13 protein-coding genes and 1 riboswitch are annotated in these 14,128 nt (G+C 47.8%); of the genes, 1 reads left to right on the forward strand and 12 read right to left on the reverse strand.

Annotation, left to right across the window (positions count from 1 at the left end; genetic code table 11):
- Window positions 1-10 precede the first annotated feature (10 nt).
- A complete protein-coding gene (locus BQ9856_RS20695) occupies window positions 11-496 on the reverse strand; it encodes a PTS sugar transporter subunit IIB (protein WP_077612694.1) in 486 nt (161 codons plus the stop codon).
- 41 nt (window positions 497-537) lie between these two features.
- Window positions 538-984 carry a PTS sugar transporter subunit IIA gene (locus BQ9856_RS20700; RefSeq protein WP_077612695.1) on the reverse strand — a complete coding sequence of 149 codons (447 nt, stop codon included), beginning with the start codon at window positions 982-984 and terminating at the stop codon, window positions 538-540.
- Between the two features lie 224 nt (window positions 985-1,208).
- Here BQ9856_RS20700 and BQ9856_RS20705 point away from each other — a divergent pair, with 224 nt between their 5' ends.
- Window positions 1,209-1,919, forward strand: coding sequence for a GntR family transcriptional regulator (locus BQ9856_RS20705; RefSeq protein ID WP_077612696.1), 711 nt, complete (start codon window positions 1,209-1,211; stop codon window positions 1,917-1,919).
- Here the strand turns inward: BQ9856_RS20705 and BQ9856_RS20710 are convergent.
- The 10 genes from BQ9856_RS20710 to BQ9856_RS20755 all read right to left on the reverse strand — a co-directional run bounded on the left by BQ9856_RS20710 (window position 1,916) and on the right by BQ9856_RS20755 (window position 14,023).
- Window positions 1,916-3,760: an alpha amylase C-terminal domain-containing protein gene (locus BQ9856_RS20710; protein ID WP_077612697.1), complete on the reverse strand. Its 1,845-nt coding sequence runs from the start codon at window positions 3,758-3,760 to the stop codon at window positions 1,916-1,918. The two genes, BQ9856_RS20705 and BQ9856_RS20710, sit on opposite strands and share 4 nt — an antisense overlap.
- A gap of 54 nt (window positions 3,761-3,814) precedes the next feature.
- Window positions 3,815-5,674 carry a ribosomal protection-like ABC-F family protein gene (gene abc-f, locus BQ9856_RS20715; protein ID WP_077612698.1) on the reverse strand — a complete coding sequence of 620 codons (1,860 nt, stop codon included), beginning with the start codon at window positions 5,672-5,674 and terminating at the stop codon, window positions 3,815-3,817.
- A 28-nt stretch (window positions 5,675-5,702) separates the two neighbouring features.
- The gene (locus BQ9856_RS20720) at window positions 5,703-6,458 is read right to left on the reverse strand and encodes an exodeoxyribonuclease III (protein WP_077612699.1); all 756 of its coding nucleotides are present in this window, start codon (window positions 6,456-6,458) and stop codon (window positions 5,703-5,705) included.
- A 97-nt stretch (window positions 6,459-6,555) separates the two neighbouring features.
- Complete coding sequence (locus BQ9856_RS20725; protein ID WP_077612700.1) at window positions 6,556-6,873, reverse strand: energy-coupling factor ABC transporter substrate-binding protein; 318 nt, start codon at window positions 6,871-6,873, stop codon at window positions 6,556-6,558.
- Window positions 6,874-6,876: 3 nt separating this feature from the next.
- Window positions 6,877-7,623 (reverse strand): energy-coupling factor ABC transporter permease, encoded by a 747-nt coding sequence (locus tag BQ9856_RS20730; protein ID WP_077612701.1) that lies wholly within the window; start codon window positions 7,621-7,623, stop codon window positions 6,877-6,879.
- Window positions 7,624-7,904: 281 nt separating this feature from the next.
- Window positions 7,905-8,089, reverse strand: a riboswitch (cobalamin riboswitch).
- A gap of 26 nt (window positions 8,090-8,115) precedes the next feature.
- Complete coding sequence (locus BQ9856_RS20735; protein WP_077613481.1) at window positions 8,116-8,952, reverse strand: energy-coupling factor ABC transporter ATP-binding protein; 837 nt, start codon at window positions 8,950-8,952, stop codon at window positions 8,116-8,118.
- Window positions 8,953-8,996: 44 nt separating this feature from the next.
- Complete coding sequence (gene cbiQ / locus BQ9856_RS20740) at window positions 8,997-9,767, reverse strand: cobalt ECF transporter T component CbiQ (RefSeq protein ID WP_077612702.1); 771 nt, start codon at window positions 9,765-9,767, stop codon at window positions 8,997-8,999.
- Between the two features lie 128 nt (window positions 9,768-9,895).
- On the reverse strand, window positions 9,896-10,900 hold the full coding sequence (yiaK, locus tag BQ9856_RS20745; protein WP_442855552.1) for a 3-dehydro-L-gulonate 2-dehydrogenase: 1,005 nt from the start codon (window positions 10,898-10,900) through the stop codon (window positions 9,896-9,898).
- A 52-nt stretch (window positions 10,901-10,952) separates the two neighbouring features.
- The gene (locus tag BQ9856_RS20750) at window positions 10,953-12,587 is read right to left on the reverse strand and encodes a hypothetical protein (protein ID WP_077612703.1); all 1,635 of its coding nucleotides are present in this window, start codon (window positions 12,585-12,587) and stop codon (window positions 10,953-10,955) included.
- Window positions 12,588-12,655: 68 nt separating this feature from the next.
- Window positions 12,656-14,023, reverse strand: a complete 1,368-nt coding sequence (locus BQ9856_RS20755; RefSeq protein ID WP_077612704.1) for a PTS transporter subunit EIIC — start codon at window positions 14,021-14,023, stop codon at window positions 12,656-12,658.
- Window positions 14,024-14,128 lie beyond the last annotated feature (105 nt).

Here is a 14,128-nt window from a genome sequence, read left to right on the forward strand (position 1 = left end):
CTCCTTCTCCTTATCTGTGAAACTCCTTTACAATATCGTCGTACAACAGTTTCTTCTCTGTTGGTACTGCCTGTAAAAAAACGTCTTTTCCCATGGCATGTATCTTCTCGATCGCCTCCATATCTTCTTGATCCAGATAAACCTGCCTTTCCACCATTTTTTTATCCGGCGCCTTCCTCATGCCACCCAGGCATACTTCTGAAATGGAATCACAGCGTTCCATTAAATAAAAAGCATCCTGTACACTGGCTGTCACAACAAATATCACTCTTGCAGCATGTTTCGGATTGTTAATCACCGCCGCCGCCCCATCCAGCGATTTCACGGACAATGTCACCTGAGGAGGCTTTGCCATTTGAAAAGCCATCTGCATCAGCTTATCCTCGATTGCGTGATCATTGGCAACCACAATTGTGTCCACACCTAAAAATGAAGTCCAGCTTACTGCAACCTGACCGTGAATCAACCGGTCATCCACACGTAATAATTTTATCATTTTTACCTCCAGTGCCGCACCTTCTGCGGCATTTGTTCCATCTAAAGCTCATCAAACCCGGATACCTGGTTAAAATCCTGTTCTTCCATGCTGTCATTGACCAGGCTTATGGTATGTTTTGAACTTTCAATTGCATTTCTTAAAGCCTGCCTGTCCGATTGTTCCTCTCCGCTTAATGGTATCATGGCTACTTCCAGCAGTAATCCCAGATTCAAGCCGGTTATCAGATAGATTTTTTCCCTTCTTCCTATCAGTTCCATCGCAGCCCTGGTAGTACTGCCTCCGATAATATCACTGATAATAACCGTACACCCGTCGTTATGAAAGCTGTTCACTTTCGTTTCAATCATCGCTGTAATATCAGGAATCGTTTCCTCAGCGCTGATGCTGACATAATCAATATGATCGGCTTTTCCCATGACCAATTCCAATGATGTCAAAATGCCTTTTGCAAAATCCGCATGTGTAACCAAAATAATATTTTTCATGTTTCTCCTTTCTTCCAAAATTTCTTTGCGCTTCTATAATGTATATACCTTATTATTAGGTATATGCATTTCATTTGTTTTTCATATATTATCACAAAAAAAATAATATTGCAACTTTTTTTGTTGCAATATTACACAAAGTTTTTATAATATTATGTATAGACAATTAGTGCTTCCCGATATATAATAATATGAGGCAAATATGCTTTACAAGGAGTGCTTTTATGATCAATAAACCAAAGTATATACAAATAAAGGATTGTATTTTAAAAGACATAAAAAATCATACGCTGCATGCGGGAGATCAGATTCCTACGGAATCAGAATTATGCGAACGTTTTCAAGTGAGCCGGATGACGGTAAACAAGGCAATTTCGGCTCTCACAACGGAAGGATACATTCGAAGGATTGCCGGAAAGGGAAGCTTTGTGACCAGCTCTCTGGTACAAAAGCAGTTTCATTATCAGCCCAACAGTTTTACAGAAGATATGGAATCTATTGGATTAAAACCTGGGGCCAGGCTATTGGAGTACCGAATCTACCGGGGGGCCGATATTTCTCCTGAAATAGCGCAAAAGCTTGGGGCAGAACCCGATGATCTGATCCATTATTTTTCTAGGATACGGACAGGCAATGGCATGATCATCAGCATCAGCTACAACTATGTCCCCTGTAAAACAATTCCTGCAATCGACATTGCCTGCCTGGAAAATTCTTTTTTTAAATATGTGAAGAAACTCGGCTTCAGTGATCTGCATACCATTGATTTTTCACTTTCCGCCGCGCTTCCGACTCCGGAACAGAAAAAATTACTGGAGATAGAAAACGAGGCATTGTTAAAGGTATCCCATATTACATGCAGCGGCCAGGATACCATAATAGAATATATTGATACCTATTATATCGGAAGCATGTATACTTACCGGCTGGATTAAGATGGCTTCCCGATAAACACCACAATGGTCCTCGGCGGAACCAGGAACCGTTTCCCTTCCGCAGCCGGCTCCTCTCCTTCCGGATACATGCCGTTTCCTTCCCGTTCATCCGTATGGAAGGCCACGTGCCACCGCTCTTTCTTAGGCAGATTGGGAAGGTCAAATTCATGTGGCTCCCAGTGCATGTTATAAGCCACATAAAAGTGATTGTCCGCAGTCCCATCCGGCTTCCTTCCATATTCCCCGCAGTAAAAGATCCCAAGCTGGCGTCTGAAATTCTCAAATTCCGGACACCAGGCCCTGACGCCGTGATAGGACACATCCGGGAATCCGCATGCTAAATAATCCATGATCCTTGGCTCCATTGGCATATGAAACACCGGATGAGCTTTGCGGAAGGCTATCACATTTTTCACAAATTCAAAAATATCCCGGTTGGTTTTTAATAAATTCCAGTTGATCCACGATACTTCATTATCCTGGCAGTATGCATTATTATTGCCTGACTGGGAATTACCAAACTCGTCTCCCGCCATGATAAGGGGAGTGCCCTGGCTCAGAAGCAAAAGAAGAAAGGCATTCTTAAGCTGCTTTTTCCGAAGCTCCACGACCTTTTTCCGCTTTGTCGGCCCCTCTGCCCCGCAGTTCCAGGAATAATTATAAGGATTGCCGTCCTGGTTGTTCTCCCCGTTTCCCTCGTTGTGCTTGGTATCATAGGACACCATATCCATCATGGTAAATCCATTGGTATTGGCCATATAGTTTATGACGCCCCATTCTGCCGGGTTTCTTCTGCTCCGGAAAACCAGGCTGCTCATCTGGTCCTCATCTCCCTTTAACACCCGCCGCATATCCACCAGAAAGCCGTCATTATACTCGCCTAAGTGCTTCCGCCTTCCTCCCTTAACCGAATCCCAGGAAACAGCCAGGAGCTTGATCCGGCTCAGATAAGGGTCCCTTCCGATCAGATCCAGGGGCGGGAACCCCACCAGATGGATTCCGTCCACATGGAATTCCTCTGCCCAGAAACGGACCACGTCAAGAACAAAAGAAGGGGATTCTTTTCCGGTAAAATAAAGCTCCGTGATCAGTTCCAGACCTTCCTTATGGAAAGCCTTCACAAGGGTCTTAAACTCAAAAGCCGGATCCTTTCCCTTTCCGGAAGCAAAGGAAGCCTTGGGAGCGAAATAAAATCCGGGTCCATATCCCCAATAATTTAATTTTCCGGTGGGTTTATCCACACCATATGGGTTCCCAGGCACATTTTCCGGCATGATAACCTCTGAAAATTCATTCACCGGCATGAGCTCCACCGTAGTAATTCCCAGTTCCTTCAGGTAAGGAATTTTTTCCTGAACGGCCTGAAAGGTCCCCTTATTTTTTACTTTTGATGATACATGCTTTGTAAATCCACGTCCATGAAGCCGGTATAGTATGCAGTCCTCATAAGGAATTTCAGGCAGCCTGTCGTCTTCCCAATCAAATTCCGGAAATTTCACCGGAGTCTTTAAAAGGGGGAAAACACCTTCTAAGTCTCCCCAGACGTCCCGCCCGGTAAAGCTCCTTCCGTAAGGGTCGGAAAACGGCCTCCCATCGATTTCAAAACAGTATTCCAGATCCGCGAAATCATCTCCCGGAACGGTCATGCTCCAGACATCGCCTCTTCTGGACTCCACAGGAAAGGAAAGGGTCCGGACCGGTTCTTCCCCGCCGGCCTTAAAAAACAAAACCCGGCACTCCCCGCCTTCTGCGGCCACGCACAAATGGATCCCGCCGGAAACCTTTGAAAGTCCCATGGGATACCCCCGGTTTTCATGTTCTGCGATCTTGTACTGTTCCATATACTTATCTCCTCCGCCTCTCCGGTCCGATACCGGGACAGCTCCTGCTGCATTTTACTGATTCCCGATCTGTTCTGCCAGATCATTTAAATACAGCCACCGCTCCATCTTCTCATCCAAAAGCCTCTCTTTTTCTGCCTTTTCTTCCATCAGTGCATTAAGCCTGCTGTAATTGCTGGCTGCCTCTCCGATCTGTCCGTCCAATTCTTCGATCTTCGCTTCCAGAGCAGCCATGTCTTCCTCTATGGTATCCCATTCCCGCTGCTCCTTAAAGGAGAATTTAAGCTTTCTATCCCCCTTTGGCTTCTCCCGGTTCTTTTTCTCCACAGCCTCCGTCTTTTTCCCGGTTCCCTCTTCCCGGCCTGGAATACCATCCGGGTATTTCTCCTGAAATGCCGCCTGATAGTCCGTAAAACCGCCCTCATACTGGGTCACCTGCCCCTGCCCCTCAAAAGCAAAGATCCGGCGCACCACACGGTCCAGAAAATAGCGGTCATGGGAAACCGTAACCACGATCCCCTGGAAGCTGTCAAGATAATCCTCTAAAATCGTCAGAGTCTGGATATCCAGATCATTGGTCGGCTCATCAAGCAAAAGCACATTGGGAGCTTCCATCAGGATCCTAAGCAGGTAGAGCCTTCTTTTTTCCCCGCCGGACAGCTTTTCAATGGTAGTGTACTGAACGCTTGACGGAAACAGAAAGCGTTCCAGCATCTGGGCAGCGCTGACGCTTCCCTCCTTCGTCTTTACGTACTCCGCCACATTCCGGATATAATCAATGACCTTTACGCTGCCATCCATATCCTCGCTCTCCTGTGAGAAATACCCCATTTTCACCGTCTGGCCCACGGTAACCGTCCCGGCATCGGGCTCCAGCCACCCTGCAATGATCTTCATAAGGGTGGATTTCCCGCTTCCGTTGGGACCGATGACGCCGATGCGGTCGTTTTTCAGGAAAATATAAGTGAAGTCCTTCATCAAAACCTTTTCCCCAAACGCCTTGGTGATCCCCTCCAGCTCCACCGTGGTCCGCCCCAGACGGCTTGCAATGGAATCCAGCTCCACGGTCTGGTCAAACTCCGGCCCCTTCTGGTCACGAAGGGACTCATACCTCTGAATGTGAGCCTTCTGCTTGGTAGAACGGGCCCTGGCTCCCCGCTGCATCCATTCCAGTTCCACCTTTAAAATGGACTGGCGCTTCCGTTCCGTTGCCAGCGCCATATCCATGCGCTCTGCTTTCAGCTTTAAATATCCTTCATAGCACCCCAGGGTGCTCTCTCTGTCGGCTCCGCCGCCATTCACCTTGCTCTCCTGATAGCTGTAAAGCTTTCCCTTATCCAGCTCCACGATCCGGTTGGTTACGCTATCTAAAAAATAACGGTCATGGGTTACCATGAAAAGAACGCCCTTAAAACGGCGCAGATAATCCTCCAGCCAGTCTGCCATGCTGCTGTCCAAATGGTTGGTGGGCTCATCAAGAACCAGCAAGTCCGCCGTCCCAAGGAGGACACTGACTAATGCCACCCTCTTTCGCTGGCCGCCGGACAGGGTTTCCACCCTGGAATCAAAATCCGTAAAGCCCAGCCTGGTTAACATGGCCTTTGCCTGGCTTTCCAGATCCCACACATGCCCGTGGCCTTCGTTATCCCGGACAATGCTTGAAAGAATGGTATCGCCCTCATGGAACTTTGGATTCTGGGACAGGAAGCGGATATCTAAATTCCTTCCCCTGACCACATTTCCTTCATCCGGTTCCTCAAGTCCTGCCACGATCCGCAGCAGGGTGGATTTCCCTGTTCCGTTAATGCCGATCAGGCCGATCTTCTCCCCCTCGTTTATGCTGAAGCTGGTATCGTCAAATAACAGCCGTTCCGTATATGATTTTGTTAAATGCTCAATAGTCAGTAAATTCATTCCTTATCTTTCTCTCCTGTCTGTCCCTCTAACGGATCACAAGCTCCACCGGACAGTGATCTGAACCCATTACCTCTGTATGGATCGCTGCACTCGCAAGCCTGTCCTTTAAGCTTTCCGAAACGCAGAAATAGTCAATGCGCCAGCCTGCGTTCTTCTGTCTGGCGCTGAACCGGTATGACCACCAGGAGTACACGCCCTCCTGCTCCGGATAAAAATAACGGTACGTGTCAATAAAACCGGTTTCCAGAAGAACGGTAAACTTTTCCCTCTCTTCATCGGTAAAGCCTGCATTTTTCCGGTTGGTTTTGGGATTCTTTAAGTCGATCTCCTTATGGGCCACATTAAAATCCCCGCAGAAAATTACCGGCTTTTTCTCCTCCAGTTTTTTTAAATAGGCGAGAAATGAATCCTCCCATGTCATTCGGTACGGGAGGCGGGCCAGTTCATTCTGGGAATTTGGCGTATAGCAGGTGACCACATAATAATCCGGAAATTCGGCAGCTATGACCCTTCCTTCCTTATCATGTTCATCCACGCCGATTCCGTAAGCGACCGCTATGGGCTCCTCCTTTGTAAACAGAGCCGTTCCCGAATACCCCTTCTTTTCCGCATAATTCCAGTACTGATAATATCCGGGAAGGGCAAGGTCGATCTGTCCCTCCTGCAGCTTGCTTTCCTGAATGCAGAAAATATCTGCATCCACTTCGTTAAAATAATCCAAAAAGCCTTTCTCCACACAGGCGCGAAGGCCGTTTACATTCCAGGAAATCATTTTTTTCATCGTTTTTCACCTCAAACTAAAGATAAAGACAGTATACCATTTTCCTGTGGATTAGAAAAGGGAAGAATTTTCATTCCTCCCTTTTGCATTTCCCACATTATGTATGTTTTTCCTGCCATTTTTTCCGTTCTACGAACCGTCCCATGAAAAAGGCTAAGATTCCCACTCCGATTCCGGTCTGAATGCAAAAAAGCAGGCTTTCCACCTCTCCGGGCAGCTCCCCGTCAATCAAGGTCTCCAACACCGGGGTAAACCATGGCTCGTACCCGGTCCCCTGGATTTCCGATATCATCCGGCTTCCCGCATCATCGGAGCCTCCAAATTCCGCTCCCTTTAAGGCGAAAAGGGGCACCGCCGCGATCAGGCACACCAAAATCAATAAAACTGCTATTATCCGCTTGTTTTTTCTGCTCATATCCTATCCCTCCTTTGAAAATCCGATTGCTGACAGCTCAGGAAGAGCATAGGTCTCAAGGGTAATGACAATCACTGCAGTTAAGATCCCCTCAATGACCGCAAGCGGAAGCTGGGTGGGAGCGAAAACTCCCAAAAACCTGACGGCAGAAGCCCCTGCGCCGCCGGCCTGGGACGGATAAGCCAGAGCCAGCTGGAGACTTGTCACACAATAGGTAAATAAATCTCCCAGCATTGCCGCCAGGAAAACACTGACCAGCTTATTTACCTTTAGCTTTTTGCATAATTTATAAATTCCAAAAGACACGAACGGTCCTGCAATTGCCATGGAAAAGGTATTGGCGCCCAGCGTCGTAAGACCGCCGTGGGCCAGTAATATGGCCTGGAATATCAGCACGATCATTCCCAGAATGCTGACCGCAGACGGCCCGAATAAAATGGCTCCAAGGCCGGTTCCTGTCATATGGGAACAGCTTCCGGTTACTGACGGGATCTTTAAGGATGATATGACAAAAATAAAGGCTCCCGACATGGCCAGAATGGTGATGGGTTTCCTGTTCTCTTTAAGCCTATTCCTGATGGAGAAAAATCCCGCTGCCAGAAACGGCACGCAAACGGCCCCCCAGGCGATACAGTATCCCACTGGAAGATACCCCTCCATAATGTGCATTCCATAAGCGCTTGGAACAATTCCAAAGGCCAGGGCAAATGCAATGACAAGTTTCATGATTCTTTTTTCTTTCTTACTCATTTTCATTCTCCTTTCCGATTTCCACCCAGCTTTCTGGGCAGGGCCCACCCCGCTTTATTGGATGTAAAGGTATACCCGCAGGGTGTTCCAATAAAATAAGCACCAAATTCCGATGATTCCCACTCATCAGACCGGCGCTCACAGGGTAAATCTTTATACAACAAAAAGACTTCCCGGCATCCGGTCATCGCTCGTAACCGGATGCGTCGCAGGCATCATTTACTTCATGAAGGCGCAGCCTTAATTTAGTAAATCAGCCGTTCGATGAGCCATAGGCGAATCGAACTTCCTTATGAAAGGCAGGTCTTCTGACTCGTGTATCTTCACAGCAGCTCCTCTTCCCGGTTTCCCAGTGATTTATTGAGCCCTGCTCCCCACTTACAGCGGCGGGACCGTAAGGGATTTGCACCCTTTTCCCTATTATCCTGCGGAGAATTTCACAGGCACCTTTCACGTGATACGATTGTATTGTAGCTGTTCCAAACCTTTCTGTCAATTCTTTGTACCGCTTAAAAACATTTCAAGCTCGTCCACATCCCTTGGCCGGCCGGGGACCGCTTCTAAAATCCGGTGCCGGACCAGGCAATTAAAAACCTCAAGCAGGATGGGCTTCCTCAAATTAGCCCTTATTAACAGTTCTTCATCCTCAAACACTTCTCTCACCGGTCCGTCGGCTATGATTCGTCCGTCTGCAAAAACCACCGCCCGGTCTGCCCACCGGTATGCAAAATCCACATCATGGGTAGAAATCATAAGAGTTTTCCCCATTCCGGCCATCTTATCCAGAACATCTTTTAACATTTCCACATTGACCGGGTCCAGGGACGCGGTCGGCTCATCGAATATGACGATCTCCGATTCCATGGCAATGATATCTGCAATGCTGACCCTCTTTTTCTCCCCTCCGCTTAAATAGTGGGGCGGCCTGTCCTTCATGGGCATTAAATTCATACAATCCAATGCTGTCTCCACCCGCCTCTTCACTTCCTCCTTTGGAAGCTTTAAATTCACCGGACCAAAGGAGACCTCTGCAAACACCGTGGAAGCAATGATCTGGTTATCCGCATCCTGAAACACGATCCCCACATTTTTCCTCAGTTCATTCAAATCCTTTTTCCCAATTTCCTTTCCGCGGTAACGGATCCGGCCCGATTCGGGCCACAACACACCGTTAAGATTTAGAAAACAGGTGGATTTCCCAGCTCCATTCGAACCAAGAACTGCAATTTTCTCTCCCTTTTTCACGGTAAAATTAATTTTCTTAAGCGCCTGGTTTCCCTGCCCATAAGAATAAGACAGGTTTTCCGCCTGCAAAAGGATCTCTTCCATCATCGTTCAACTCCTTATCATCTGCTCTGATCCATCCGGCAAGGCTACCCCGGCAGCCCCCGTACCAGCACCAGAAATACAAAATAACCGGCAGCCGCCCCGATCTGCCAGCCTTTCACCTTTTTCTCCTCCTCCAGAAACAAAAGCTCCCCATCATAACACCGGGCAGTCATGGCGTCATAATACGCACCGGCCTTTTTTAAGGAAACCACGAATAAATTGCCGGCTGCACTCCCAAATGACCGGCAGGAGGTCTTAAAATCACAGTATCCCAGCCTTGACTCAGCTGCCCGCCTCATATAGCACTGGGTTTCCGTCATCACAAAGATAAACCGGTAGATCATATTCATCAGTTCAACAATGATCTTCGGAACATGGAGTCTTCGGAAAACACAGATCACCTCGCTTGCCGGAGTGGAAAGCACCAGCATATACGTGGCACTTAATGAGGCCATAGCCTTTAAAACCAGACAAAAAGCCAGTTCCAGCCCCCCTTCCGTCAGATACAGATAATATCCCCGCACCGAAACCAGGGCCCGTCCGTAAGGCACCTTAGAAATATCCGTTACAACGGCAGCCGTCCCCAAAACAAGAAATGCAAGCGGGATCCTGAGAAGCGCCAGATATTTCCTCCCGGAAAGACCTCCCGCCAGAATGGTGATCCCGCCCATGGATAACATAACCGCCCCGGATACCCGTGCATCATCTGCTGCAATACAAAAAAGCAGCGCAGCCACTGCCACCGCCGCCTTAAGCTGCGGATTCCACCCCCTCATACGGGAAGCATAGGCATAATAATCAATGGTATCGATCATTCTCACCTCCTTTACAAGGCTGATTATACGCCATACGGAAGAATCGTGCAATCATGTAAAAAACCCCTGGACAAACAGCTTTCGGCTATCTGCCCAGGGGTTCACTCTTCTTATATCCCGCACTCTGCTTACATTGCAAGCACCTGGCTCCATTTTTCTTCCGCAACCGGTATTCCGTTTGCCATGTTATCCCTCATGGCGATCGCCTCCGGTTCTCCCGGATACAGCACCTCACCGTTCTCCACTGCCGGCTCAGAGGACTTGATATCAGCAATGATATCATCTACGATCTGATCCGTAAGCTCCGGACTGTTCGCTTTTGACGGGTCTATGGCGATCATTACCTGGGAAAGCCCTATCTCATCTCCAAACCCAGCTATGGTATGGACGGAATTCCCATTGGTCAGAACCGTCCCAATTAAATCAAGGGCAATGGAAATACCGCTGCCTTTCCAGTATCCCATAGGCAGTACCCGCCAGCTCTTCTCAATTTCGGCCGGATCTGTACTTAAATTTCCTTTCGTGTCATAGCCGCCCGGCACCGGAAGCATTTGCCCCTTAAGCTTATACTCTTCCAGCTTTCCATAAGAAAACTGGGAGACCGCACAATCAATCACAACATGCCGGCCGTCGCTTCTGGGAACTGCAAAAATGATGGGATTGTTGCCGATCTTCCGGTCCTTTCCTCCCCACGCCGGCATATTCGGGCAGGTATTTGACCAGCAGATGCCGATACAGCCCTGGTCCGCCGCCTGAAACCCATAGCTTCCGCCGCGCATCCAATGATTGTTGTTGCCCAGAGCCACGATACCGATCCCATACTGCTTTGCCAGTTCACAGGCCCTGTCCATGGCGAGCTTTGCGTTCAGCGGACCGAATCCCCTTTGCCCGTTCCAGCGTTCAAATGCTCCCATCTTAAGCTCGCACACAGCCTCCAGATCCGGATTTATCTCCCCTTTCTCCAGATATTCCACCACCCTGGGAAAGCGGTTCAGCCCATGGGAATAAACACCGGCAAGGCTGTTCTGCGCGAAAATTACGGCCGCAGCCTCTGCTCTCTCTTCACGAAAGCCTTTTTTTACAAGCACTCGTTTAAACTCGCTTACCATTGTTTCATACGGAACTCTCATCATGAATCATTCTCCTTAACAGGCATAATAAACTGCAAAATATGCGTTTTGTCCTTTAGTCATCCTTATTTCCCGCTTTAAGCTCCAAAGATCCTGCCGCAAGATAACCATGGCTTTTCCCTTCTTCACCCTCCGTGATCCAAAAAGCATATATTGTGGCATGATCCAGCGTAAATCTGATTCGGATCTTATCCTGCCTTACCTCTTTTAAACTCTTTTTATCCCGCCAAGTGATCCGGTATTTTGTCTTATCCTCCGTCATCACATTGCAATCCTGCCCGGAATATCCCGGAATCACATTTCCTTCCGGATCCAGAATTTCGGCGGACAGTTTCCCTCCTGTGCAGTCTGCATTTACAAACAGGAACTCACCCTGGTATTTTAAAATCTCTGTTGTTAATGATCCCTTCGAATGGAAAGCCTTCATGCCGGCGAACCCGTCACGCCTCAGCTTCGCCACCCCCACGGCTCCGCCTGAGTATTTATGGCTGCCGAAATGAGGCGATTTGCCTGAAAATGCGGAATAATAAAAATAAAGTTCATCCCCTGCCACCGTGCAAATGCCGTTAGCCGGATGCAGGTATCCGTAATCCCAGCTTCCTTCCTTCCTCGAAGAACTTAAAAAATCCTCATAAGTAGGCCTGTCAAAGTGGAACCCATCCCTGCTGAAGGCGATCTTTAAATCATTGATTTTGGGAAGCCCGGTTTTTTCACATACAAAATTCGGAGGTCCCATAAATACGGAATAAATACCAAGCATCACGCTTTCGTAAGCCACTGCATCCAGATTATACAGCTGCGTATAATATCCCAGATCCCGGTCCGGCTTATCGTAAATATCTGTTCTCGCCCAGAAGCTTAAATCCTCCTTAGACCACCGGCTGCCTTTATAAAAATCGTCGGTTTCATAATAGCTGCGTACTCTTACCCTGCTGTCCAGCTCAGAAAAGGTCCTCATGCTGTAGATCCATTTTTTACGGAATGGATTATAAAAGAAGGTCGTATTATCCCCGGAATGGCTTGTTGTACCGGCTTCCTCCCAATGTATTCCATCTGCGGACTTATATAATACCGTTATTTCCTTAGGAGGAACAGAGGATGGATCATCATGCGCATGCTTGGGCTTTCGGTGGTAATATTTGTAATCTTCCTCAAAACACCGGTAAAACACCAGCATCTTATATCTCTCATACGGGGTCCCGGCATACTCATCCAGCCATACGGCATCTCCATCCCTCATATAACCCGGAATGTGCTTAAGCACCCGGTCCGAGTGCCCGGGAGCGATCTGACTCAGCCGTTTCCACCGGAACCCATCGTCACTTTCCGCGTAAGCGCTGCCATCAAACCAGCCTGCATGATACCACATTTTATATTTCCGGCTTTGAGCATCATAAAACACTCCACCATTGAAGGGGCAGGCGCATGTACAATATCCGTCATTCAGTTCCATGCTGGTCTGTGGCCATAAAACTGGGCTTTCCGAGACCTGCGGTTTCCCGAACTCTCTGATCAGATCCGTCTCACAAATCAAAAAATCGTCCACAAACAATTGCCTGCCAACCGATATATCAATATAATCCGGTTTGTCCTCCAGATATGGAACGCGCAGCGGCTTATCCAATGTTTCTTCTCTGTAATGCGGCGGCCACAAATCCGGCAGCGTTATATTATTATATAATCGTTCCATGATACTCCTTATTATACGGTCAAGCGGATATTCGCAATCCGCTTCGCTACTTACCTGATTCAGTTAAACTATTCTTCAGATTTATAAAACACATAGGTCAATCCAAATGCTACTGTAAATCCGATGGCACATGCGATCAGATATTTCCCAAGCTGCCCATTTAAATACAATAAGATTCCGGGTATTGCCGTGATCGACATTCCGGTTCCCGCAAGCCCTGAAACAGAAGCGAATATACCGGCAAAACCGCCTCCGATACAGCCGCAGACAAATGGTACCAGTCTTGGCAGATTCCCGCCGAAAATAAGCGGCTCTGTGATTCCCAAAAATGCAGGAACCGCAGATGTAAGATACAGTGACTTCTGTTTTTTGTTCTTTGTTTTAAGTGCTGCCGCAATGCCCGCCGCCCCCTGAGCAACGATCGCGCCGCAGACCAGAGCATTAAATGGATTGGCACCTGTATTGGCAAGCAGCTCTATTTCAAGTGCCTTGAATGTATGATGAAGTCCGGTGATCACCACCGCCTGCTGCAGCGCGCCAACAATAAATCCACCTATTCCAAACGGAATATTCATCAGGAAAGAAATGGCCGCAACCAGTCCCTTTTCGACTATATGCATGACAGGCCCTATGACAACTAAACCTATGACCATGCTGGAAAAAAGTGTAACGAATGGAGTAACAATCAAATCTAGAACATCCGGTACGATTTTTCGAAGGCCCTTTTCAATCTTGGCCGCGATCACACCCAGAATTAATGCCGGCAATACGGAACCCTGGTACCCGATAATCGGTATGTTTAAGCCCAACAGGCTTAAATAGATAGGCTCAATATTTCCGCTGGCCACCTGATTCGCGTTGGGAAGCTGCGGGGCCACCAGCATAAGACCGATTACAATCCCCAGTGCCGGTGAAGCGCCGGACCGTTTCATGACGGAATACGTCACCAGTGCCGGAAGAGACGCAAATGCGGTATCGATCAATACCTGGGACAAGGCCAGGAATGTAGGGTCTAATTCCACACCGAGATTTGTGATAAAGCTGCGCAGTCCCATGAAAAGACCTGTTGCAACTAAGATTGGTATGATAGGAAAAAATACATCTCCCAGCAGCCTTGATGCCTTTTGAAAGACATTCATATTTGCAGCCGTGGCTTCTGACTTAGACATCATGTTCGCGCTGTCCAGCTTTGTGATCTCAAGGAACTCTGCATATACCTTGTTCACAAAGCCCGTCCCCCAAATAACCTGGTGCTGCCCGGATGCCAGAAAGCTTCCTTTTACTCCTTCAATTTGTTCTATTTCTTTCTTGTTGAACTTTGTTCCATCTTTAAGAACAAGCCTTAATCTCGTAGCGCAATGCTCTACGTTTAAAATATTCTCCTGACCACCAACGTGAACCAGGATCTGTTCAGCTGTTTGTCTTTCTTTACTCATATGATCCTCCTTGGTTATATGCAACAATGTACGCGCGTTCATTAAGATATATTAAGAATATAACAGAAGTGATCAGCTGTCAAGATGTCATGCGATTTTTATATA

The organism is Clostridium sp. Marseille-P2415 (assembly GCF_900155545.1).
Lineage (GTDB): Bacteria > Bacillota > Clostridia > Lachnospirales > Lachnospiraceae > Lacrimispora.